General features: G+C 45.6%; 26 protein-coding genes. 11 read left to right on the plus strand and 15 right to left on the minus strand.

Annotated features, from left to right (window positions below; translation table 11 throughout):
• Positions 1–363, plus strand: a complete 363-nt coding sequence (locus DJ568_RS05605; RefSeq protein WP_114004246.1) for an iron chaperone — start codon at positions 1–3, stop codon at positions 361–363.
• 53 nt (positions 364–416) lie between these two features.
• Entirely contained in the window at positions 417–1310 is an 894-nt protein-coding gene (locus DJ568_RS05610; protein ID WP_114004247.1) for a glutamate--tRNA ligase family protein, read from the plus strand.
• Positions 1311–1378: 68 nt separating this feature from the next.
• Here DJ568_RS05610 and DJ568_RS05615 read toward each other — a convergent pair whose 3' ends face one another.
• Both DJ568_RS05615 and DJ568_RS05620 read right to left on the minus strand, forming a co-directional pair.
• Positions 1379–2002: an HAD family hydrolase gene (locus DJ568_RS05615; protein ID WP_114004318.1), complete on the minus strand. Its 624-nt coding sequence runs from the start codon at positions 2000–2002 to the stop codon at positions 1379–1381.
• Positions 2003–2060: 58 nt separating this feature from the next.
• Positions 2061–2891, minus strand: a complete 831-nt coding sequence (locus DJ568_RS05620) for a ThuA domain-containing protein (RefSeq protein WP_114004248.1) — start codon at positions 2889–2891, stop codon at positions 2061–2063.
• Between the two features lie 221 nt (positions 2892–3112).
• On the opposite strand from DJ568_RS05620, the gene DJ568_RS05625 reads away from it, so the two are divergent.
• Positions 3113–3553 (plus strand): VOC family protein, encoded by a 441-nt coding sequence (locus DJ568_RS05625; protein WP_114004249.1) that lies wholly within the window; start codon positions 3113–3115, stop codon positions 3551–3553.
• Positions 3554–3594: 41 nt separating this feature from the next.
• On the opposite strand, the gene DJ568_RS05630 is transcribed toward DJ568_RS05625, so the two are convergent.
• The 3 genes from DJ568_RS05630 to DJ568_RS05640 form a co-directional block, all read right to left on the minus strand.
• Positions 3595–4125 (minus strand): DUF4199 domain-containing protein, encoded by a 531-nt coding sequence (locus tag DJ568_RS05630; protein ID WP_114004250.1) that lies wholly within the window; start codon positions 4123–4125, stop codon positions 3595–3597.
• A 92-nt stretch (positions 4126–4217) separates the two neighbouring features.
• On the minus strand, positions 4218–4685 hold the full coding sequence (locus DJ568_RS17525; RefSeq protein ID WP_114004251.1) for a response regulator transcription factor: 468 nt from the start codon (positions 4683–4685) through the stop codon (positions 4218–4220).
• Positions 4686–4737: 52 nt separating this feature from the next.
• Positions 4738–5001: a SemiSWEET family sugar transporter gene (locus tag DJ568_RS05640; RefSeq protein ID WP_114004252.1), complete on the minus strand. Its 264-nt coding sequence runs from the start codon at positions 4999–5001 to the stop codon at positions 4738–4740.
• Between the two features lie 88 nt (positions 5002–5089).
• Between DJ568_RS05640 and DJ568_RS05645 the strand changes: the two genes are divergently transcribed.
• On the plus strand, positions 5090–5308 hold the full coding sequence (locus DJ568_RS05645; RefSeq protein ID WP_114004253.1) for a hypothetical protein: 219 nt from the start codon (positions 5090–5092) through the stop codon (positions 5306–5308).
• A 97-nt stretch (positions 5309–5405) separates the two neighbouring features.
• Positions 5406–5615, plus strand: coding sequence for a hypothetical protein (locus tag DJ568_RS05650; protein ID WP_114004254.1), 210 nt, complete (start codon positions 5406–5408; stop codon positions 5613–5615).
• A gap of 4 nt (positions 5616–5619) precedes the next feature.
• Here the strand turns inward: DJ568_RS05650 and DJ568_RS05655 are convergent, their stop codons facing one another.
• Positions 5620–6360, minus strand: a complete 741-nt coding sequence (locus tag DJ568_RS05655) for a membrane or secreted protein (RefSeq protein ID WP_114004255.1) — start codon at positions 6358–6360, stop codon at positions 5620–5622.
• 89 nt (positions 6361–6449) lie between these two features.
• Between DJ568_RS05655 and DJ568_RS05660 the strand changes: the two genes are divergently transcribed.
• Positions 6450–7256: an SDR family oxidoreductase gene (locus tag DJ568_RS05660; protein WP_114004256.1), complete on the plus strand. Its 807-nt coding sequence runs from the start codon at positions 6450–6452 to the stop codon at positions 7254–7256.
• Positions 7257–7311: 55 nt separating this feature from the next.
• On the opposite strand, the gene DJ568_RS05665 is transcribed toward DJ568_RS05660, so the two are convergent.
• The 8 genes from DJ568_RS05665 to DJ568_RS05700 form a co-directional block, all read right to left on the minus strand.
• Entirely contained in the window at positions 7312–8007 is a 696-nt protein-coding gene (locus DJ568_RS05665) for a hypothetical protein (RefSeq protein ID WP_147238715.1), read from the minus strand.
• Positions 8008–8370: 363 nt separating this feature from the next.
• Complete coding sequence (locus DJ568_RS05670; protein WP_114004258.1) at positions 8371–8895, minus strand: hypothetical protein; 525 nt, start codon at positions 8893–8895, stop codon at positions 8371–8373.
• Positions 8896–9266: 371 nt separating this feature from the next.
• On the minus strand, positions 9267–12092 hold the full coding sequence (locus tag DJ568_RS05675) for an FAD-binding and (Fe-S)-binding domain-containing protein (RefSeq protein WP_114004259.1): 2826 nt from the start codon (positions 12090–12092) through the stop codon (positions 9267–9269).
• 132 nt (positions 12093–12224) lie between these two features.
• On the minus strand, positions 12225–13088 hold the full coding sequence (locus DJ568_RS05680; RefSeq protein WP_114004260.1) for a fumarylacetoacetate hydrolase family protein: 864 nt from the start codon (positions 13086–13088) through the stop codon (positions 12225–12227).
• Between the two features lie 7 nt (positions 13089–13095).
• Complete coding sequence (locus DJ568_RS05685) at positions 13096–13869, minus strand: SDR family NAD(P)-dependent oxidoreductase (RefSeq protein WP_114004261.1); 774 nt, start codon at positions 13867–13869, stop codon at positions 13096–13098.
• Positions 13862–14755 carry an SMP-30/gluconolactonase/LRE family protein gene (locus DJ568_RS05690; protein ID WP_158534880.1) on the minus strand — a complete coding sequence of 298 codons (894 nt, stop codon included), beginning with the start codon at positions 14753–14755 and terminating at the stop codon, positions 13862–13864. The genes DJ568_RS05685 and DJ568_RS05690 overlap by 8 nt, the downstream gene beginning before the upstream one ends.
• Positions 14756–14759: 4 nt before the next feature.
• A complete protein-coding gene (locus tag DJ568_RS05695) occupies positions 14760–15530 on the minus strand; it encodes an SDR family NAD(P)-dependent oxidoreductase (protein WP_114004263.1) in 771 nt (256 codons plus the stop codon).
• Positions 15531–15696: 166 nt separating this feature from the next.
• Complete coding sequence (locus DJ568_RS05700) at positions 15697–17409, minus strand: IlvD/Edd family dehydratase (RefSeq protein WP_114004264.1); 1713 nt, start codon at positions 17407–17409, stop codon at positions 15697–15699.
• A gap of 133 nt (positions 17410–17542) precedes the next feature.
• On the opposite strand from DJ568_RS05700, the gene DJ568_RS05705 reads away from it, so the two are divergent.
• The 5 genes from DJ568_RS05705 to DJ568_RS05725 all read left to right on the plus strand — a co-directional run bounded on the left by DJ568_RS05705 (position 17543) and on the right by DJ568_RS05725 (position 22677).
• A complete protein-coding gene (locus DJ568_RS05705) occupies positions 17543–18409 on the plus strand; it encodes an AraC family transcriptional regulator (protein ID WP_114004265.1) in 867 nt (288 codons plus the stop codon).
• A gap of 41 nt (positions 18410–18450) precedes the next feature.
• A complete protein-coding gene (locus tag DJ568_RS05710; protein ID WP_114004266.1) occupies positions 18451–19011 on the plus strand; it encodes a hypothetical protein in 561 nt (186 codons plus the stop codon).
• A gap of 470 nt (positions 19012–19481) precedes the next feature.
• Entirely contained in the window at positions 19482–20792 is a 1311-nt protein-coding gene (locus DJ568_RS05715) for an OmpA family protein (protein WP_114004267.1), read from the plus strand.
• A gap of 30 nt (positions 20793–20822) precedes the next feature.
• Positions 20823–21974, plus strand: coding sequence for a hypothetical protein (locus tag DJ568_RS05720; protein ID WP_114004268.1), 1152 nt, complete (start codon positions 20823–20825; stop codon positions 21972–21974).
• Complete coding sequence (locus DJ568_RS05725) at positions 21946–22677, plus strand: hypothetical protein (RefSeq protein WP_114004269.1); 732 nt, start codon at positions 21946–21948, stop codon at positions 22675–22677. Before DJ568_RS05720 ends, DJ568_RS05725 begins: the two co-directional genes overlap by 29 nt.
• 106 nt (positions 22678–22783) lie before the next feature.
• Here the strand turns inward: DJ568_RS05725 and DJ568_RS05730 are convergent, their stop codons facing one another.
• Positions 22784–24415, minus strand: coding sequence for an RICIN domain-containing protein (locus tag DJ568_RS05730; protein WP_114004270.1), 1632 nt, complete (start codon positions 24413–24415; stop codon positions 22784–22786).
• Between the last annotated feature and the right edge of the window lie 56 nt (positions 24416–24471).

Genomic DNA, 24471 nt, shown 5'->3' on the forward strand with positions numbered 1-24471 from the left:
ATGGATAAAGCAAAAAAAGCACTTACTGTAGATGAATATCTCGCGGTGTTACCTGTTGATGTAAACAGGACTTTGAGCCGGCTGCGGCAAACCATACGGGCAGCCGCCCCGCAGGCGGAAGAAGTTATGAGCTACCAGATACCCACATACAAATATAAAGGCGCCCTGCTGCACTTTGCCGCCTTTAAAAATCATTGCGGGCTGTACGTAGTGAATAAAGATATACTCACCATGTTTGCGCAGGAGTTGGATGGCTATAATACATCAGGGACTACCATACATTTTACCCCTGCGAAACCTATTCCGTTGGGCCTGGTGAAAAAAATAGTAACCATGCGCCTGGAGCAAAATGACGCGCTGTAGCGTTATGTTGTTTATTGATAAAAAATAGCAGACTTTTACCATGCATCAACATCATGGCAGAGTCTCATCGGCAATACACCAGGACGCGTATAGCGCCTACACCCAGCGGGTACCTGCACCTGGGTAACATACTGTCGTTTGCATTAAGTGCAAGCCTTGCCGGCAAGTACGGCGCAAAAGTTCTGTTACGCATTGACGACCTTGACCGGCAACGGGCCGATATACGGTATATTGAAGACATCTTTGAAACGCTTAATTTTTTAGATATACCATGGCACGAAGGCCCGCGCGATGCTGCAGGGCACGAAGAGAAGTACTCGCAATTACACCGTATGCCCTATTACCGGCAGGCATTGCAGCAGTTGGCCCAAAATAACTGTGTATTTGCCTGCACATGTTCCCGCACGCAGTTAAAAAGTGCTGCATTATGCCTTTGTGCTGCAAAAAAACTGCCACTGGACACGGAAGGGGCGAGCTGGCGCCTGCAAACAGACAATGAATTGATACTCAATATTAAAACGCTTACCGGTAACGCTCCGTTGCACCTGCCTACCGCAATGCAAAACTTCGTGGTAAAAAAAAGAGACGGGTTCCCTGCCTACCAGCTTACATCAGTTGTTGACGATTTGCATTACAGTACCGACCTGGTTATACGTGGTGAAGACCTATGGGCATCAACCCTGGCGCAGCATTACCTTGCAGCAAAACTTGGCACTGCCGCCTTCAATCAAATCGCCTTTTACCATCATCCCTTACTTATGGGGCCGGGCGGAGTAAAGCTGTCTAAATCGGCGGGCGATACGTCTGTGCAATATTTACGGCGGCAGGGCAAAACAGCCGGCGAGATTTACAGCATGCTGTCCGGGATGCTAAATTTAGGCAGCGGGGTTACCAACTGGCAGCAGCTCGCAATAAGGTTTTATAATACTTATGAATGCGACCGATAAGGCATTATATCAACACCGTCAGAAAACACCGTGTGGCGGCTTACTGGTTAAGCGCTTATTTGGCGTAACTAAACTTTATCTATCCGTATCCATTTCATGCCTGCTGCTTCGGCAGACTGCACACCCGGGTCACCATCCTCAAATACCAGGCAATCCTGCGGTGCTACACCGAGTTTTTCAGCGGCGGCTAAAAAGGGATCGGGAAAAGGCTTGCCCCTTGGTGTTTCGTTAGCACACACCAGTACATCGGCCAGGTGGCGTATAACCAACAGGTTAAGCGTTTTTTCAACCGACGCGCGCTGCCCGCCGGATACCACACCAATTTTTACTTTACCTGCGTGTGCTTTTAAATGGTTTACAACAAAATCAATAGGGAGTGTTTTTTCTATATATTCATCAAAAAATAGCTGCTGGCGCTCCTGCGCAAAGGCAACCGGGTCAAAAGTGCTGTTATAGCGTTTGTTTATTTCTTCTACCACGTTTACTACCGGCCAGCCGGCCAGTTCATCAATCATGTCGCCATCTATCGTTAAGCCTGCCTTTGATGCTATATGCACATAAGTATCACGGTGCGCGCCCATGTTATCAGCCAGTGTACCGTCACAATCATATAAAAATGCTTTAAAATCTCCCTGCGACAAATTGGTTAAGGCTTCAAGCCTGTTATCTATCGCGTTTTCCGTTGTATTCATGGTGCAAAATTTGTAAAAAATATCTTGTTCAGTTTCAAATAAATGTAAACACTGGTTATTAATAACGTACCGCATCGTCACGCGTTAGCGCGTAAGCCTTGGTAAAGTCGGTTTTTTTTGTCTGCGATGCTACAAAGGCTATCCCGTTTAGTATATGTTTTACAAAAACGGGTTCGCTGTAGTCATGTTTTGAGTGGCCCAGGGTGGTTATCCATATGGTGCCGCCGTCAAACGTTTGGTACCATACGGCCGGATATAAACTACCAAACGGCGCCGCCGGCTTTTCATGCACACCTGGTTTAAGCGTGGTTAAATCATGTGCCATCACCACGTTAATGCCCGGGTAAAGTTCCTTACCAAAGTAACATTCATCCTCCCGGTCCCATACTTTAGGCAGGCCTTGTACCGACGGATGCTTAGGTGCAATTACCTTAACGCTAAACTTTTGATAAAAATCATGCATAGCAAATGTGCAGCCTATCATTTGTTTAAACCAGGTCCATTTACGCTCAGTACCTGTTACAGAATGTATGCCAACAAACCCACCCCCTGCTTCAATATAATGCCTGAAGGCCAGGCGCTGGGCGTCGGTATCAAATACATCATTGTTGGTGCTGGGAAATATCAGCATGGTGTACTGCTTCAGGTTTGCCTGGTTAAACACAGCAGGATCAGCAGATACATCCACTTTAAATCCTTGCTCTTTCCCCAGCTTCTGTATGCACGCTACCGCAGCGGGTATATTGTCATGCACGAAGCCCTGCCCGTTTTTGGTGTAAACTAATACCCTGGCACCTTTTAGCGTACCAAGCGCGTTGGCATCAGTTGCGATTAAAGCCAGCAAACACATAAAAGCCAGTTTAACCAGGTGTGTCTTTATAATCTTCATGCTACAGCAATGCAGTGTAAGTACTGCGCCTCAAATCTGCGGGTATTTTTTTAACTTGTCAATACAAGTACAATAATAGCCGCTTTATTATTTTAACGCAACCCGTACCATCCTGTGCAATATGCCACCAGGTCGTAATATCCCCCCTACTGTGTCGCTTATACACCGCACAACATATGGTTTACGCTATTAACTTTGTAATACATTCAATTTAAAAAAACATGAAAGCGACAGAAATATTTGTAAATCTTCCGGTTAAGAACCTTGACAGGGCAGTTGAGTTCTTTACTAAATTGGGCTTTACCTTTAATCCGCAGTTTACCGATGAGAAGGCCACATGTATGATCATCGGCGAAAATATCTATGCCATGCTGCTGGTTGAGCCTTTTTTTGAAACATTTTTAAAAGGGAAGAAGACGATAGCCGATGCTGCCACTACTACCGAAGTGCTTAATGCCATTTCGTTAGAAAGCCGCGAGGCGGTAGATAAAATAGTAGAAGACGCAGTTGCCGCGGGCGGCAGCGAGTTTACCGAAGCGCAGGACCACGGCTGGATGTATAGCCGAAATTTCCAGGACCTTGACGGGCACGTATGGGAATTTTTATATGCAGACATGGCTGTACTGGGCGACACCAACGCGGCAGAAGCGTCAAAAGCATAATAGATATAAAAAGGTACCGTGATCAGCGGTACCTTTTTTTATTAACTCGCAACAACCGTATTTTTACGCTTCAGTAAAAATGCGCTTACCAGCGCTACCAAAATACCTACCGGTAATATCTCCATATAGGTATACATCACCACAAAAACCGGGTTTTTATACCTTTCGGCCTGTATAGCCATATCAGCCCTGGTTTGGGCTAACTCTGCCGCCGTAGCGCCCGACGCCTGGGTATCTTTTATTACGTGCGCAACATACTTATCCATAAAATCGGGAATAAACAGGTAGTAGGTAAACAGCCAGGTAACTACGTACATGGTTGACGCCACAAGCGCAATATAAAGCCCCATGCTAAACGCCTTCCCAAAGGTTATCTGCCCGCCGTTGTATTTATCACGATAATTTTTAACACCAACATAAATAAACGAGAAAGCAACAAACATGGATAAAAATCCTACAACCATGCTGCCGGTAAAGTCGGGGTTGTTATAGCAAGCTATTACTGCCGTTAACATCACCACCGAAACAATAAGCCCGGCTATCAGCCCAAAAACGATCACATTTTTTTTCATTGTTTTAATTTTAGATCTACAGGTGCAAAATTGGGGACCAAAATTGTTTTGGCACTCATACTTTAGGGTGATTTTGATAAAAATTTACCCGGCTAAACTACAATACCCAGCCTGCGGGCCTTATCAACAGCCTGTGTACGACGTTGCACCTGCATTTTTTCAAATATTTTCGACGAGTGTGTTTTTATGGTATTTAACGATACAAACAACCGGCCTGCTATCTGCTGGTTACTATAACCTGCCGCCATAAGCTGCAGTACCTCTAGTTCGCGGTGGCTAAGGCCAAGCGCTGCAAGTGCCGCTTCATTCAGCACAAAATTAGCTGAGGCCGGTAAGTAAACAGCTTTTTCAACCACCACGGTTTTAGGTTGCACCAATTTAAGCGCAAGCCATACCCCCAGCGCAGTAAAAATAAGGGCAACAGCTGTAATGTATAATTCAAACAAGTAAGTAGTAAACAACAACTGCGTTTCAAGCAACTTTAACAGCAGCAGCAAGGAGGCAAACGCTGCACTGTAAAACAGGATATTTTTGTTTATTGTTAAAAAGCTTGTAGCCATGCAAGCAGTATAGGGTATCGACAATCAAAAATATGATTTTTTGACAGCTATCCTATTTATTGTCTTTATACTTCATCTTTAAAATAAACATGGTTATATCCATTATTACACCAAACGCGTTGGTAATTATAATAGGTGCATCTTTTAATATGATGCCGTAGTAAGCCCACAAACCGTTGCCCGCAAACAGCACCACAAACATCCATGGCGACACCCCCTCTACCTTTTTCTCTTTGAGCGACTTTACAACCTGCGGTATAAGCGATGTTGCTGTAAGCACCCCGGCCGCAATGCCAATTACCTGTTTATCTATCATAGTAAAGCAACAACCACATCGCAAGAATTATGTTTATCAATCAGTTTAAATAGCGCTATTTTAACTACACTTGTACAAATTATAATTAATGTTAAAATTTTTAGCGATAGCCATGATACTGGTTGGTGGCGTTTTGCTGCTTTTTACCGGTGATGTTGAAATAGTAAGCGAGCAGGTTGAATCGGCCGGCAACACGGTTACCATAAATACCGAAGAAACCATAGCCTGGGAGCCTTATGTGGGTGGGGCCTTGCTGTTAGGCGGCTTTATTATAATGGCTACCCGACGAGTTAAACGCGGATCATAGTAAGTGATTTCATGGTTGATGGTGGCTGGTACGGTGGCTGCAATACGTACAAAAACAATTTACCGTCTCAATCCTTAATATCAAAAAACCTATAATTATGAACAAGGTAACCGGAATTGTATTGATAGTAATAGGCGCTGCAATGCTGATATGGACAGGCTTTACCTATACCAAAAAAGAAAAAGTGGTTGACGCAGGACCAATTGAAATATCAGCAGACAAAGAGAAAAGCGTTAGCTGGCCACCCTACTTAGGCGGCGTACTTTTAATTGGCGGTATTGTTATAGTAGCAACGGCTAAAAAGTAAGCTTTTATTTCTCCAGCGTTTTGCGGTTTGCCCAGCGCTCGTCAATCATAGCACCTGACGAACTTGCACCGCTGTGGCGCCAGTGGCCGTCTTCTAAAGCGAAATTAAAGCTGAGGCTTTTGCCAACACTCTCGGGCGTTTTAGTAAAAAACTCAATGGTCTCGGTGTATTTGCCATCGGCCGTGGTGTACGTACCCCCGCCTGTGTTAAAAAACTTTTTCGAGTCAATATCATACGCTATCCACTGAAAGCGTGTGCCTGACAGTATTTTCATGGTCCGGCGTGATTTAAACAGGCCGGGGAACTCTGAGAATTTACCGTTTTCATTACGGCCGGCAAATATCCAGGCACCGGCCAGCGCGCCGGGCTTACCCGCATCTATACGGGTAAAATTGTCTTTACCTAATACCAGACTACTGCCTTCAGATTTAACGGCTTGCTTTTTTACCGTTCCCACTTCATCAGGGTTGGCCGAACTGAACTCAATGGTTTGTATCAGCGTGTCGCCCACTATTTTCCATGCACCGCCATATGTACTCATCATCTTTTTGCCGGGCAAATCATAATGGGTTACAGCAAATGCTGTTGGCGAAATAATAAGCACCGTATGATTTTCGGGCGTCCCGTATTCCCAGGCACCGGTGAGGTTTTTGCTATCACCCTGCGTAGATGTAAGCGATGAAAATAGTACTACTATCAACAAAGCCGATAATATGCCCCCCGCGGTCTTAATTTTAGTTTTCATAGATTTACGGTTTATTGGTGTGGCTGCGGCTGATCAAGCGCGCAGCCGTTAAAACAAAGATATAACCAATTACAAAACAATAATATTTAATGAACAAAAAAGTTACGGTTAGCATTTTAGGCTGCGGCTGGTATGGGTTGGCTCTTGCCAAATCGCTTATTGCACAAGGCATACAGGTAAAAGGTTCCACCACTTCCGCCGAAAAGCTGGGCACACTTAAGGAACATGGGATAACGCCGTTTATAGTGGATACAACCGCGGATGGTATAAACTTTGACCCGGCCTTTTTTAACTGCGACATATTATGGATTGCCATCCCCCCTAAGCGCAAGGCAGGTGAAGTTGACGATTACATCAAAAAAATACAGCAAATTGTTGAAGCGGCTAAAAGATACCGTGTGAAACAAGTTATACATATCAGCTCGACAGGCATCTACGGCGACCATAACCATGAAGTAGATGAACTGACCCCGCCGGAACCAACCAGCGTATCGGGTAAGGCACTGCTTGACGTTGAAGACCTACTGCGCGCGCAAACTGCGTTTGGTGCCACCATTGTACGTTTTGGCGGTCTGTTTGGCCCGGGCCGTAACCCGGGGCGGTTTTTTGCCGGCAAAAAAAATATACCCAATGGCCAGGCGCCGGTTAACATGATTCACCTTGACGACTGCATTGGCATCAGCCACGCCATTATGGCTAAACAGGCATTCGGGCATACGTTTAACGCCTGCTCGCCCTATCATCCGCCAAAAGCGGATTTTTACACTAAAGCCGCGTCATCGTCCGGAATGGAAAAACCTGAGTTTATTGACGAGCTAAACGAGTGGAAAATAGTGAACAGTGTTTACGTAAACGAGGTATTGGGGTATACATTTAACAGCAGCAATTATCCATAAAAAAAGCGGGCTTATAGCCCGCTCCTTTTACTAAACGCTAATCACTATATAAAAATCAACCTGCTTTTTGCACAGCTGCTCCCCTGCGCTCTTTCATCTTTTCTTTACGGGCAGCCTTCATTTCTTCATAAGCCTTTTTTTGGTCGGCGTTAAACACTGCGCTTAATTGCTCGTCAGTATTTTGCCTGATGCCCTTAAAGGCTGCGTGGTTTTTTGTCCTGTCGCCCTGAGCCTTATTTGCTTTTAAACTATCCATGCGTGTAGCCTGTGCCAATAAAATGGCACTTACTTTAGCTGACTGGTCCGCACTAAGGTTTAACTTCTTTTCCAGCTTTTTTGTAACCATAGCCGCCCTTTCTTCAGGCGCTTTATGCTTGCGGTGAGCTTTAAAGCCATCTTTTATTTTTCCTTTACGCTCGGTTTTAAGTGCCGCATAAGCTTTTTGCTGCTCCGCATTAAGCACTGTACTTAGTTGCCTGTCGGTATTTTCAAAAACACTTTTAAATGCGCCGCGGTTACCCTTCTTGTCACCCTGCGGTGCTGCGGCCTTTAAGCTGTCTATACTTGCGGCCTGTGCCAGCAAAATACTGTTCACCCTGGCCGACTGGTCTGCCGTAAGTTTAAGCTTTTCGTTAAGCCTGTTGGTCATCGCTTCTGCACGCTGCTGCGGCGTTTTATGCTGACGAGTTTGTGCGCTTGCTATCGTACCTATCCCGGCCACAAAAGCTATCATTAACATCACTTTTTTCATAATTATCAATTTTTGTAAGGTATGACGGCGCAGATACTGCATGGTTTAAGAAGCAATTGTTAAAGAATGTTAAATGGGGCGGAAAATGCGGCAGGGTCCTCTTCGAGAGCCCCTGCAGGGACGGAAATATGCCTTCACCGGACTTTGTCCTACTTATTGCACACCTTCTATCAGCATCATTTTACTGCCAAATTTTTGACAGTGTCGCAGGGTGTCGCAGGTGTCGTACTCCCCCTGCGACGCGACACCTTTATTCCAGACTACGAGTAATATTCACATTACCGGGACGGAAAGATTAACGAAAAACAAAAAAAGGCCCGCAATTCATAGCGAGCCTTGTTCCAATTGACCACTTAGGAGTCTTTAATTAGCATTATAGGTATAAATGCCGTGTCCCAGATACGTTGATGGGCTAACTGTTAATGACGATAAATAAGGGAATCCATAAAAAGGCAAAGGCTCATGTTCTAATGAGTTGCTACCTTGAGGTATCGTTACAGAAAATGGATAATTTTGAGGATCAGTTCCAAAACGAATTGACCCAGACAAATTAACACCACCTGTTGGCGCTGTAACCGGTACAAAGTCATTTTCATCTACTCCATAAACAAAATACACATTACCTTCATACTGACCTGCATTTGTAGGATGCGGAGTAAACAAATACGCTAAGGCATAGTGTGCACTAAAATTATTCTTTTTAAATGTTGTATAAACTCTTGGTGGGTTATTACTAAGGTAAGTTAAGGGATATTTGGCACTTAATTTAGCGATCAACAACATATTGATTCCGGATTCCTTATCAGCTGTAAAGGAACGTGAAATTGTTGAAGAACTTGTCAAAATAAACAGTAGTGCGCTTAGCACTGCAATGAAAGTTTTTTTCATGATAAAATAGGTTTTAGTAGAATTTGTCGTTAAAAAAGTAAATTGATCATAAATTTAACTTTAATTAATTAAAAAACACAAATTAATCAAAAGTAAATTATGTACCAACTTGAAAGTTATTGTAGGCTTTTAATACACAGATTAAAAAGATGATTATGTGGAACATAGAACCCATATACCGAGTGTTCAATAATATCATGTTTTAACCTGAACAAATTCCTCTATTTTTATGATGATTTAATTGACCGCGTGGCTGAACACTTAAACCAGTAAGGGTTTAAGTATCGGGATGAGATTCTTCGCTATTGCTCAGAATGACAGAAAATAAATCCGAAATCGAGCATCCGGTCCCGATAGCTATCGGGACGAAATTACATTACCGCTTCATCCAACAGATACAAAATCGACTCGTAATTTTCATTTACCGCGTGCGACATGGCCATTTCGCAGGTTTTTGTTGATGAATAGTAACCATCATACTTATGCTGGCAAACTTCCAAGGCCTCGGGCATGGTGGCAGCGTTTGTTAATTCAGGAAACAAAAAGCCCCGGTCGCCGGCCATACCGCAGCAACCCGCGTGTTTGGGCACGGTCACCTGTTCGGCGTAGTGGTTAGCCAGGTGTACAAATTTATCCTGGGTGTTCATTTTTTGCAGGGAACATACGGGGTGTACCACTACCGAGCCACGTTTGGTAATTGCTTGCTGGCGGGGCATTACCATATCATGCAGGTAATCCACGCAATCCAGTATATTCAGTTTATCAAACCGCTCACGGTTCACGTCAGTAAGGTTATGGCGCATGTTTTTAATGGAGTATGCGCATGAACTTACATCAATAACTATTTTATGTGTGCCCTGTTGGCTCGCCTCCCACATCCGCTCAATAAATACATTAGCCATATACTTATTGGCATCTACATATCCTTTTGACGAAAATATCTGGCTGCAGCAGCTGCCAAATACGTTTTGGGGCACATCTACCATTATGCCGGCTTTTTGTGATACACTCATAAAAGCCTCCATAAGGTTCTTTTTACCGCCAACGTTACTGCCCAGCATGCGCGATATGCAACTTGGGTAGTAAATAACCTTTTCGCCTGTTGTGGTACCCACCTTTGTATTCAGCACCTTCAGGCTTGGCGGCGGCAGTATCTGGTCCGTCCATAACGGCATATCGGGGATCAGCTTTTTCATGCCTTTGGTGATACCGGTCATGGTACGACGCCCAAACAGTTTATTCAATACAGAACCTGCTGCTAAGGCAAATCTCGCCCCCCACACCAGTACGCCAAAATTTTTTGCTATCAGCAAGGCTGTTTTATTGGCAAACGCCGAATGGCTCTCGCGGCGCAGCCGTTTTATCAGCTCGCCGGTATTGATATCAACCGGGCAGGCCGTGGCGCAAAGCCCGTCTACCGCGCAGGTATCCATCCCATCGTACTGGTACTGGTCAAGGAGTATCTTGTGGTTTACCTTATCGCCGCGTATCTCCATTTTCTTTAGCTCACGGCGTATTACTATACGGCGGCGTGGCGTGGTGGTAATGTTACGGCTGGGGCACTTATGCTCGCAGTACCCACATTCTATACATTTATCTACCTCATGCTCAACGGTTGGCAGCGGCTTAATATCCTTTATATGTACCTCTTTATCCTCGTTGATTATAACGCCCGGGTTAAGCAGGTTATTCGGATCAACAGCCTGCTTTATCTGCTTCATCAGGTTGTACACTTCGCCGCCCCATTCGGTTTCTACAAAGGGGGCCATGTTGCGGCCGGTACCGTGCTCGGCCTTTAAAGCGCCGTCGTACTTATGCACTACTACCTCCACTACCTCGCGCATAAAGCGGTCGTAACGGTCAACTTCATCGGGCGAGTTAAACTCCGGGGTTATTAAAAAATGGATATTGCCATCGCGCGCGTGGCCGAATATGATCGCGTTGTTATACTCATATTTTTTAAACAAACCTTGCAGGTCAAGTATCGCGTCGCCCAGTTTTGCTACCGGGAAGGCCACATCCTCCAGTATTACCGTTGAGCCGCTTACCCTTACCGCGCCCACCGAAGGGAACAAGCCTTTACGTACCTTCCAGAAGTACTCCTGCTCTTTGGCATTTGTAGTAAATATCGGCGCGTGCAGTAATGACAGTGCCGGTACTGCCTGCAAAAACCGGTTTACCTTTTCCTCAAGCTCAGCATATGTATTCTCCTGAAATTCAACCAGTAATGCCGCAGCGCCCTCCGGCAACTCACGTATAACAGCGGGCAGGTTGGGCATGTTTTCAATGGCGTGTAACGACGCCCTGTCCATTAGTTCAACGGCACGTGCGCCGGCATCATTCAACGGTACTATACACTGGCAGGCCGTATATATATCCGGAAAGTATAGTAACGATGCAGATTTAAAAGCATAATCGGGCACAGTGTGCATCACTGTTTCAGCTATAAAGGCCAGTGTACCTTCTGCGCCTACCAGCAAGTGTGCCAGTATATCCAGCGGATGTTCAAAATCAATCAGCGCGTTTACCGAATAACCTACGGTATTTTTAATCTCGTATTTTTTGCGGATACGGTCGCGCAGTTCGCTATCAGCTAAAAGCCTTTGGCGTATACCGGCTATCAGCGTGTAAATACCATTACACTCATCTTCAAAGCGGCTGTAGTCGGCTGGATTTTCAGTGGTAAAGGTATTACCATCAGGTAAGATGAACTTAATGTGTTTTACAGTATGATAAGAGTTGAGCTTTACCCCGCAGCACATTCCGCTTGAATTATTGGAGACAATACCCCCCATCATGGCAGAATTAATACTCGCCGGGTCGGGACCGATTTTACGCTGGTACTTTTTTAAGTATGTGTTTACCATCCCCCCGGTGATACCGGGCTGTACACGTACCAGTGCGCCATCCTCCTCTATCTTTAACCCGTCCCAGTACTGGCTTAAATCAACCAGCAGCCCATCGGTTATAGACTGCCCCGAAAGGCTGGTTCCGCCTGTGCGGAAAACCATAGGGATTTGGTTTGCAGTGGAGAAATGAAACAGGGAAACGATCTCTTTTTCATCCACCGGCTGTACCACCGCCTTAGGCGTTAAGCTATAAAAACCCGCGTCTGCCGCGTATGACAGCAAGTCTATCAGCCGCGTTTTTATCCGCCCGGCGGGCAATATTTCTTCTAACTGCTTTTGTATGTTCATCTTACTTAATAAAACCGTTATTGCGAAGAGCTACAATTTATCAATCCCTGCCGGACATTCACGCTTGTGCCGCCTAAAGAGATTGCCACGCTATCGCTCGCCATAACAGGCCTGGCCATTGCTCACACAACGCTATTGTTTTTCGCCCCAGGCGACCAGCGTTTGTTTTGAACTGCCCAGCCCTTCAATACCCAACTCTACCACATCTCCTGCTTTAAGGTAAACAGGCTCGGGCTTTACGCCTAAGCCAACTCCCGGAGGCGTGCCTGTTGATACCACGTCGCCCGGCAGCAGCGTCATAAACTGACTGATGTAGCTGAGCAGGAAAGGTATTTTAAATATCAGCGTGGCCGAAGTTCCGTCCTGGTAAGTTTTACCGTTTACCGTTAGCCACATTTTTAAGTTATTTACATCGGCTATCTCGTCCTGTGTGGCAATAAACGGTCCTATCGGCGCAAAGGTATCGCAGCTTTTGCCTTTTACCCACTGGCCGCCCCGTTCCAACTGGTACTCGCGTTCGCTGTAATCATTGTGCAGCACGTAACCGGCAATATGGTCAAGCGCATCCTCTTCTTTTACATAGCTGGCTTTTTTGCCAACAACAAAGGCTAGCTCCACCTCCCAATCTGTTTTAACACTGTCGCGGGGTATGGTAACATTATCATTAGGACCGTTGATTGACGATGTCGCTTTAAAAAATATAATCGGCTCTTTAGGTATAGGTGCGCCTGATTCTTTTGCGTGATCGGCAAAATTCAGCCCTATACAAACAATTTTTGAGGGCCGTGTAAGCGGTGCCCCCAGGCGTACATCATCACCAATTTCTGGTAGTTGGCTGCCGTTTGCCGCGATGTAATCAGATAATCTCTGTAAGCCATCGCCGCCAAAAAATGCCTCATCATAATCCCCTTCAAAATCCGGGAGGCTGTATCTTTTTTCATTAATTATTACGCCCGGTTTTTCTTTACCGGCTTCGCCGTATCTTATTAGTTTCATGCTGTATTTATGTATTTAACTTAGTAAATCCGCCATCAATGGAATAATCGCACCCTGTAACAAAACCGGCCTCGTCTGAGCATAGATATAGCCCTAAATATGCTATTTCTTCGGGTTTGGCCATACGGCCTATAGGCTGCGTTGCCGATAGTTTATCAAACATCTCTTTCTCTTTCCCCGGATAATTTTTGGCCAGAAAGCCATCTACAAAAGGTGTGTGCACCCTTGCCGGCGATATAGAGTTGCAGCGTATTCCATCCTTCAAATAATCTTTGGCTATAGATACCGTAATACCGTTTACCGCCGCCTTGGTAAGGCTGTAGCCAAACCTGTCGGCCAGCCCTACAATGGATGCAATCGATGCCATATTTAAAACCACGCCACCTTGTTTCTTGAGGTGAGGGATAGCCGCCAGTAAAATGTGATACATACCTTTAACATTTACGTTGAACAGCCTGTCCAATGTTTCGGGCGACGTATTTTCCAGGTTGCCTACATGGGCTATACCAGCGTTATTAACAACGATGTTAATTGTACCCGCTTCAGTTGCTATGGCTCCGATAACGGTATCAACCTCTTCTTTTGAAGAAATGTCACATCGCTTGAAAGTTGCTTCGCCGCCCGCAGCCTTTATCGCGCTTACCGTATCTTCAGCATTTTTTTCGTCAACATCTACAATGTAAACACGGGCGCCCTGTTGGGCAAAAACGGTTGACATAGCTTTACCTATGCCGCTGCCGCCACCGGTTATCACTGCGACTTTATCAGTTAGTTTAAACATATTGGTATTGTTTTTTATAGTTTGATCTGTTATTACTTACACCCTTAACACCCAACCCGGTAATTATAAATACGTTGCCGCTTTCGGGATATTGGGCTAACTGTTCCGCATCCAGGTTTTCGCGTGCAGATGTTACTGCCAACTCATCCAAATTGTCGCCGCCAAAGCAGCAGTTAGTAACGTGTGGCGCGGGCAACGTTATTTTATCAAGCAGTTCACCCGTATCAGGATTCCATCGGCTTACGCCATGACCGCCATATAACGCAATCCAGAGCATACCTTCCGCGTCTATGGTCATGCCGTCTGGATAACCCATATCCGGGGGTACACTAATTACAACCTTTTCATAATGAATTTCGCCGGTTTGCCTGTTAAAAATGTATGATTTTACCGACCGCGACATTGTTTCGATATGGTACATTCGCGCCTGGTCAAGCGACCATACCAGGCCGTTTGGTATGGTTAGGTCATTTATAACCTTGGTTACACCAAGGTTTGTATCTATCCGATATAAATTTCCGGCGTAAGCTTCGGCATGCATATCCATCGTGCCCACCCATATCCTGCCCTCACTATCGCAGGCACCATCATTACAGCGGTTGCCGGGCTCGCTATTCTCAATGCTTACTAACTTTGCTGTACTGCCGTCCGCAGGGTTAAAAAGCACAATTCCGCCCTTTACAGCAAGCAGCAAGGTATCGTCTTGCTGCTCAACTATCATCGACACAGGGGTACCCAGGTTCCAGGTTTTCAAACCTCCCGCCGTATTAAACTCATGTAATATACCTTCCTGTATATCTACCCAAAAATAGCTGCGGCGCCGGCTATGCCATAACACACCCTCGCCCAGTGTACATTGCGACGGATATAAGGTTGCTATATTCATTTTACTAATATGGTGATACGCTAACGGCAGACCATCCGCCATCAACAATTAAATTTTGGCCGGTAATATGGCACGACTCCGGTGAAACCAGGAACAATACGGCATTGGCTACATCCTGTACATTGCCTGCCCTGCCCATCGGTGTAATACGTGCCCAGGTACTTTTATAGTCTTCATCCTCCAGTGTACGCTCTGTAAGCGTGGCGCCGGGCGCTACCGTGTTTACTGTTATTTTGTGCTGCGATAGTTCGATAACGAGGTTTTTAGCCAGCAACTCTAAGCCGGCTTTAGTCATACCGTAAGCGGCAAGATCCTTATGCGCCTGGTGCCCGGTTACTGATGACATGAACAAAATACTGCCGCCGCTTTTCTGCTTCACCATTTCGCGCGCTGCCCGTTGCGCCAGGAAGAAACTGCCCTGCAAATTTACGCTCATCACCTGTTGAAAAGGCTCCTGCTCGTACGCCAAAAAGTCGCCGAACAAAGTTATGCCTGCACTCGCGATAGCAATGGTAACTTTACCAAAACGATTAACAGCTTCGTCAACCAGGCTTTGTATCAGATCGATACTGCCCGCGTCGCCGGCCACAGGCACCGTGGTACCCCCGCCCAAGGCGTTAATGCGGTCTGATGCTTCTTTTAATAAGTCGGGGTTACGGTCATTCATCACCACGTTAGCGCCATGTTGGGCAAGTTGCTTTGCCACCTCATAACCTATGCCCTTTCCTGCTCCTGTTACTATCGCTACCTGTCCTTCAAATTTTTTAGTTGACATATTTTATCTATTTCTATTGGTTTGCCTCAACCTGCCCTCTCCAAAGGAAAGGGTTCTTCTTTTTAATTCTTCTTTCAGGAGGCTTCAGTGAAGCCCTCCTTACACCTTAGCTCCAAACAACCCTATCCACAAGTCCTCTTCCTTGGAGAGGATTTAGGTGAGGCGCTTAATGCGAATCCCTCACTACACTGCTCCCCGACCCGCCCCTTAAAAAGTCGAGATCCGCGCCTAAATGCGCCTGTTCAACGTGCTGCTGGTACAGGTGCGTATAACCCCGGGTAGCCATTTCGGGCAATACCAGGTTACTTTTTCGCCGGGCTATTTCCTCATCGCTTACCTCAAGGTGCAGTGTTCCGGCCGGCACGTTCAGGCTTATTGTATCCCCATCCTGCACTATGGCCAGTGTACCGCCTATTGCCGCTTCGGGGGATACGTGCAGCACTACTGTGCCAAAGCCTGTACCGCTCATGCGGCCGTCGGATATACGTACCATATCGGTAACTCCCTGCTCAAGCAGCTTTTTGGGTATAGCCATATTGCCTACTTCGGGCATGCCCGGGTATCCTTTCGGCCCAACATTTTTAAGTACCAGTATGCTGCTCTCATCCACGTTAAGTGCCGGATCGTCAATTTTATGGCGGTAGTCTTCAATGTTTTCAAAAACCACTGCTTTACCGGTGTGTACCAACAACCCAGGTGTAGCGGCCGATGGCTTTAACACGGCACCGTTCTCGCAAAGATTGCCGCGTACCACGGTAATGCCTGCCTGTGTATTAAACGGCTTATCCATGGTACCAATTACCTCAGGGTTGTAACAATCGCAATCACAGTAATTGGCTGACATTGGCTTACCGCTAACCGTTATCGTATCGCGATGCAAAAACTGGTCGAGTTCCTTCATCAGCACCGGCAAGCCGCCGGCATAATAAAAGTCTTCCATAAAATACTGGCCGGAAGGCTGCAGGTTGGCCAACAGCGGTATTTTTCTGCCGGATGTATTAAAGTCATCCATATTTAACTCAACGCCTATCCTGGCGGCAATGGCCAGCAGGTGAATGATAAAATTTGTTGAGCCGCCAATGGCCGCATTTACGGTTATGGCGTTTTCAAAAGCCTGCCGTGTAAGCACGTCTGACATTTTGAGGTCTTCCTTAACCATATCAACAATGCGCATGCCCGACATGTGGGCAAGCACCTTGCGGCGCGAGTCGGCCGCCGGGATAGCAGCATTGCCTGCCAGCGATAAACCTAACGACTCCACCATGCAAGCCATGGTAGAAGCCGTACCCATTACCGCGCAATGGCCACGACTGCGTGCCATACAGGCTTCGGCAACCAAAAAATCCTCATCAGGCATAGTGCCCATGCGGTTGGCCTCTGAAAAACGCCAAACGTCTGATGTGCCTATCTCTTTACCTTTATATTTTCCGGTAAGCATAGGCCCTCCGGATACTACGATGGAAGGTATATCCACACTTGCCGCGCCCATTACCAGCGCCGGTGTAGTTTTATCGCAGCCGCAAAGCAGCACCACGCCGTCGATAGGGTTAGCGCGTATGGATTCTTCAACATCCATACTCACCAGGTTACGAAACAACATAGCCGTAGGCTTAATGAGGGTTTCGCCCAATGACATTACGGGAAATTCAACCGGGTAACCGCCCGCCTCATAAATACCGTTTTTCACAGATTCGGCCAGTTCCCTAAAATGGGCGTTACAGGGTGTAAGTTCAGACCATGTGTTACATATGCCAATTACGGGCTTGCCTTGCAACTGGTGTCCCGGAATTCCCTGGTTTTTCATCCAGGCGCGATATATAAAGCCGTCTTTCCCTTTTTTGCCGAACCATCCCTGGCTCCTGAGCGAATCTTTCTCCATAGATCATAATTTAGTTAATCAAACTTAGACGATAATTTACAGCTTATAAAGCACGTAATTTGCAATTTATGATACACTATTTACATTTATTGACTACATTGACCATATCAAACCAATTAAGTATCAAACATCAATGAAGGTTACTTATCAGCAACTGGCAACTCCTGCAAATTCAAGCTTGGTTATAAAGCGCTGGAACCAACCTAAGTTTACTGCACCTTTCCACTTTCATAACGCCTACGAGCTTATCTGGATTATGCAGAGTTACGGTAAATTGTATGCCGGTAACAAGATCATGAATTTTAGCCAGGGCGATATATTTTTTTTTGGTCCGGGACTGGCGCACTTTTTTTACAACGAACCCGGCAACCCTGAAGAAAGCGCGCACGCTATGGTAGTGCAGTTTGCTGAAGACTTTATGGGCAAGGAGTTTTTTGAGAAGCCGGAATTTCGCAAAATAAAGAAGCTGATGCTTGAGGCTCATGCAGGCATAAAGCTTAATACACCTAATGCAGAATTGCAAAACATGTTTTTAAAGTTTGCTGATGGTGCCGATACTAAAAACTTTATTACACTGATGGAACTGCTGGATGCATGGTCCTTGCAGCCTAAAAATAATATGATATCTATCCTTTCGGACACCAATAAAGCCATTTTTCATGAAAGCGACACCTCTAAAACCGAACTTGTTTTTAAATACGTGCTGGATAATTTTAAGGGCAATGTTAATAGCAAAGAAGCCGCATCGCTGGCCTGCCTTAATGATGCCGCGTTTTGCCGTTACTTTAAAAGGCGTACCCGAAAAACCTTTTCGCAATTTGTAAATGAAGTACGTGTAACCCACGCCACGGGCTTGCTGCTTGAGGATAAGTTGAATATTACAGAGGTTTGCTATGCCTGCGGATATAATAACCTATCTTATTTTAACAGGCAATTTAAGGCGATTATGAAGGTTACCCCGCTGGAGTACCGCAAGGCATTCAATCACCCGGCGTCCTGAAGAGGTTGGTAAAAATCTAGCGGATTATTAACTTATTAAAGATGATAGTAAACAACTCACGTATCTTATATTCATTGCCTAATGCCCGCGTGACGCAGGCGTTGTTGGGTGGGAAAATTGAAATAGTTTGGGAGAAGCTTAAGTTATTTTTTTTAAACTGTACGGATGCAGACATTGATCACCCTCAAACTATTACTTTAACGTTAATATCCGCGGATAAATACAACTATGAACAGATTAATTTCACAAACAGTTTACTTCAGGATGCTACACAACTGTTTGGTCAGGGTTCAACATCACCTGTGGGTTATCATTACCCGAGCGGCATCCCTATCCAACAAACTAAAACAGAGTGGGAATTAACCTCTAACGATCTTGATAAAGTGCTAAATTATATGATAATGGGACAACCGTGGCCGAAACATGAATTTGAACCTGCTCAATTGTTTTTAGCATATGACTTTAGACTCAGACAAGTTTCTGCAACAAAAGAATTGCCCAATCAACTATTTACTTCCCAAGTCTGTATTTGGCTTTCAAGAACTAAAAGCATCTCTCCAACATTGTGGTTTCCATTCGAAGAAGCAAACAATGATTTTTAGACATACGTTGCTAGCATTGAGCGTTTTCTGCCATTTAAACTAGAAAAAAAGCAATTCAGATTAGTTCGAAGTAATAAAAAAGGGATTGCAAATATCTTTTCTAAGATTTTTAAATAATGCTTTGTTGGTTTTGTCACCAACATCCGTGCGCCCGGCCAAAATATTTTGTATAAAATACCCAGGTTGTTGGTGACAACATCAACAACCTTTCCCTCGTTCGGTTACGGTTTGGCTACTGTTTTAGCGTGTTCGTACTTAAAAAACGAAGAATAACCGTGTACTGTTTTCTTCGCTGTTGTTGTTGTCAAAAATAAAAAGACCTTAAAGAATAAAATTCGATTCTGATCGCTATCAGGCCAGACATCGTAATTTGCAATTCGAAAATTATTTTTATCTATAGTGTAACGTTTACACCATGCGCTCCGTCTATGGCTGTATAATAAGTTTAAACGACTTAACCATCACACTAAATGAAACGTAACCTATTACTTTGCACGGCGCTGCTGGCTTTATCAGCACAAGCGGCAAATGCGCAATTTTTAAACAGGCTGAAAAAACGGGCTGAAGAAGCGGTAACCAGGAAAGCCGAAAAAGCTATTGACAAGACTGTCGAAGATCCTTATAGCCTTAAAAAAGAAAAGGCAGCCGAACAGCCGCAGCAAACCCAGCCACAGCAAACCACCGAAGCGCCGAAAGCGCCCGCAGCAACAAAAACCGAAACCGCACCTGCACCTTTGCAAGCGTACGCGAAATATGATTTTATACCGGGACAAAATCTTATTTACAGCGACAATTTTGCGGGTGAAGCCATGGGTGAACTGCCTGCCGGCTGGAACTCCAATGGTAACGGCGCGGTAACCAAACTTAACAACTTTAGCGGCAACTGGCTGCGCATGGATCAAAACGCGGTATACCTGCCGGGAAAAGACCTTGCTACCGGCGATAACTTCACCGTAGAGTTTGATATGATACTTGATTTAACATCAAAGGGATACGGTTTTCCGGATATTTTTATCGGCATGATAGCTACCGGTAAAGTACCTGCAGGCGACAACTCCATTTTAACCGAGCAGTATGGCATTAAAAGCTTCCACCTTGACATCAGCCCCGGCAGCAGCGGCAGTACCAATCTTCGCTTTGCTGCCGAAAAGGGCCGTACAGTATATTTCCGCAGCCCGGTAAAATCATATAAGGTGCTTGAGGCATACTACGGCAAACCCGCCCACATAGCCATACAGGCACAAAAGGAACGCCTGAGGCTATGGATAAACGGTGATAAGATTATTGACGCGCCAAAGGCACTGCCCGTTGGCGATGTATTTAACCAGCTGTTTTTTAAAATAAGCAGCAGCAATTACACCAACGAACAATTGGGCATATATGTGGGCAACATCAGCGTTGCCCAAGGCGCGCCCGACCTGCGTAATAAACTGGTGAATGAGGGGCGCTTTAGTACCTCGGGTATTTTGTTTGATGTAAATACCGCCACCATTAAACCGGAGTCTGCCGGGGTGTTGCAGGAAATTGCCAACGTGCTTAAAGAAAACCCTGCCATTAATGTGCGCATTGTTGGCCACACTGATGCCGACGGTACTGCCGCGGCAAACCAAAAACTAAGTATTAACCGCGCCGAGAGCGTTAAAAGCGCATTAGCCGAAACCTATGGCATATCTGTAACCAGGATGCAGGTAGCCGGCAAAGGCGCCACCCAACCAGTAGCCCCCAATAAAACCGAAACCGGAAAGGCTCAAAACCGCCGCGTAGAGTTTATCAAGTTATAAGTAACTACAAATCACCACATAAACAACACAATGAAACCTTTAAATATTATAGGTGCGGCCATGCTATTGCTGGTTGCGAACACTTCAAACGCGCAATTTTTAAATAAATTAAAGAAGAAAGCTGAAGCAGCGGTAACCAAAGCCGTTACCGGCGGCGGCTTATCTGCCGAAAGTTCAACAGAAAAACCTGAAGATAATGCATCCGATGGCACACCGGGCAATTCCACATCGCCCGCTGCGCCCGCTGCCCAAAGCACGGCCGCAAAATATGGCACCGTTTTATTTACGATGGAAAAAGGCGAATACCTCGTTTACGGCGAGTTAAGCCTTGCGGTAAAAGCAGACGGCGCGCATGTTAAGGCGGTTACCCGGAAAGACCGGCAGTTTTATTTTTATGATAACGGCCAGCGGCAGGGCCCGTTTACTACCCCGCCCGTGAATTTGCTTGACGAAGGGTGGAAACGGGATTACGAATACCAGAAAACAAACGCTGACGAGTATATGAGTAACGGTATGTCATACCTGTCAGCGGGCAACCTCGTTGTTGATGGTAAAAAATACGGCCCGGCACTGGTTGTTAATGCCATGTACCACAATACCAAAATCAAAAAGTTCTATGCGCTGGTAACCCGTACCGAAAATGATAAAATGGGCTTTTATTTGGTAAGCAACCAGGGTGCGCGCAAGCTTCCCTCTATAGGGATGGGCCTTATCGTTTCGGCCGATGGCGAAAGCGGCGGTGTTATAATACCGGCTACCCAATTTAACGCCAAGTCTGAAGAAGACGCTTACAAGTTTGTGGTGGCGGATGACACTTACATAGTACTGGCCAATGGTAAAACCAACGGACCGTTTAAGTATGTGGATGGTACCCGTAACAGTCTTGATGAAAGCGGCAATTACATACAAATTGGTAAGTCGGGCCCTAAAGAAGGGGTGTACGTGAACGGCAACCTGCTAATACCCTTTGCCGAAGGCTCATACGGGCAGGGTGCTTCCTTTGTAAACAGCAACGGTACAAGCGCTGCCTGGTTTGAGCGTGGTAACCTGCAATTTACCGATGGTACTTTTATACGCGGAAAAGCAGTACAACCGGTGCTGTCAAAAGAAAACGGCGTATCATACATCAACTGGATAACCATAGAAAAAGGCAATGTTTATCACTGTAAAAAAGAGCTTTAGCATCCTTAGCCTGCTATTAATCGGGCAGCAATCGCTTGCTAATGATTATAAGCAGCTTTTTGGCAACCGGTATACGCGCGCCGAAAAAACGGCCGCTGAGGTACGTCCGGTTATACAAAAGTATGCTAAAGCCTTTGGCGAGGACAGCGATTTGATGGAAGCCATTATTTTTCCGGAACTGATACGGTATAACGCTTTATACGATGCCATTGAAACCGGCTCATTAATAGGTTTATATGCCCGGTTTGGCTATGAATATGCCGACTTTTCAATCGGTTTGTTTCAGATGAAACCCACCTTTGCGCTTTCGATAGAAACCGAAGTGATGAAGCATAAACAAAGCCGGTGGGTAAAACTATTAGGATTTGATAAAATATCATTGGCAGACGAACCCAGGAGCCGGCTGGCCAGGGTTGACAGGCTTGAAAACGTTGAATGGCAGGTTAAGTACCTGGTTGCCATGCTAAAATGCCTGAAGCTTAAAAACAGCAGGCTTACGCTAACGGCAGAAGACCGGGTATTGTTCACCGCTTCGGCCTATAACTGCGGCTGGGATAAAAGCGCAACCGTTATTAAATCATACATCAGCAAAAAACACTACCAGCCGGGGTACTGGGAAGGTGAAAAATATGCTTTTGCTGATGTGGCGCTGTACCGCTATGCGGACAAATTAAAGAATCAAGAGTTAAGAATTAGGGGTTAGACTTCAGGAATACACAATAAATCAGAAAGGCTTGGATTTGATTCCAAGCCTTTCTCTATAAATAATAAAAAGTCTTAATTCCTGACTCTTAACTCTTGATGCTATCCTATAACCCTATCAATGAATAAGGTATCCTGATACTTTTTGGCCTGTAATCGTTAGGATCTTTTGATCCGTCGGGGTTTGAACAATCAGGCAGGCAAACGCCGCCTTTGCCATCATTTTTACTGTAAAAGTTAAGACAGTAGTTTACCAGCAATTCGCGATCGCCGTTATCAAAGTGTGAGTGAATAGTTGGGTTGTAAAAAACAGGTTTGTGGCCTTGCTTTTTGTCGGGCAACGTATAAACCTTCTTTTTGTTAATAAAAGGCCCTGTAGGGCTGGTGCTGGTGGATAGATACACATCACGCGGTTCGGCATCGCAGGTAAAGCCATAGTCCATAGCAATAAGTACGTATTTCCCGTTAACATACCCTACGGTGTTATTATTTATAGGCCCGCTGCCTACACGTGCTGCCCCGGCTGTTGTTGGTTTGTCAACCCAGGCTGTACCGTTCCAAAACGTCCATGATGCCGGGTTGCTTGTGGCAAATTTAGCCACGTAAACGCCGGCGCCCACAAAGCCGCCCGCACCGTATACATACACAAAACCGTCGCCGGGCTTAACCATACCTATTGAATAAACAATAGCAGTTTGCCCCGTCATGCCGGGTATGCTCAGGTTTACAGGCTTGGGTATGCTTAATGGCGATGTACCCGGGCTCATTTCAGTCAGGTACTGGTTAACAGTATTCAGGTTACTGCGCGGAACCTCGATGTTATGAACATAAACTTTATTGCCAACCTGTATGGCAGCACCGGGCCATAGCAGGTTTTTATTGTCGGCAGTACGGAAAGTTTCTACACCGAAAGGCGACATGATATTTTTAGTTAACGCCGGATCCCAGCTTTTGCTGGCGGGCTGTAACAGTGCCGAGTTACGGTAAGGGAATATGGTACGGCAGTTAAAATTACCGGTTGAATTGATCTGGTTGTAAAAGGTATCATTTGTAAGCCATAGCACCTGCCCGGTTGATAGTAGTACAGATGAACCGCCATCAAACGCCGACGAGCCGGACGTACGCTGTAAGAAACGCGTAGCCTCATCATCACGGTAACTGTCTGCCGGAATTATGGCAAGTTTCCATCCCTGCTTGGCAGCATCCTCATAAGCGGCAAGGCCTACGGGAGCGTTTTTAACATGTGCGCCCGGATAGCTTAACACCAGCCCGTTAGCTTTGCTGATAATTTTATAAGTGCCGCCGCTCAATGGCTCAACCCGCCAAAGCTGGTTATCAGCACCAGTTTTTTGATTTTGAAATACTTGTTCCCTGTCACCGGACGCCTCAAGCATTTTGCCGCTGCCAAGGTTCATTACCGTGTAATTGCCGCCGCCCATGTTGCGAACTTTCCATTTTTGGTTATTACGCCCCACGCCGGTTCCGCCGAAAGGCCCCAGGTTGGCCTTAGCGCCATTGTTAAGACCATAATCATTTATCTGCAGCACCATGGCAGCTTCTTTGTTAGTAATGCTAAATGTGGCAAACTGTCCTGCGGCGTCAATGGCATCAATTGATTTTTGAGAGGACAGGTCAGGAGTTTCTGACTCAGGCTTAATTTTTGATTTGTCGGTACAGCTTTGCAACGACAACAATACCATTCCGGGTATTAAAACAGGTAATAGGATTTTTAACTTCATAAAGGTTTTTTAAAAAAGCTTTTAGCAAACCAATTAAGCCTGTACAGGTTTAATTA

Origin of the sequence: Mucilaginibacter hurinus, assembly GCF_003324525.1 — a bacterium.
In the GTDB taxonomy this organism is placed as follows: domain Bacteria; phylum Bacteroidota; class Bacteroidia; order Sphingobacteriales; family Sphingobacteriaceae; genus Mucilaginibacter; species Mucilaginibacter hurinus.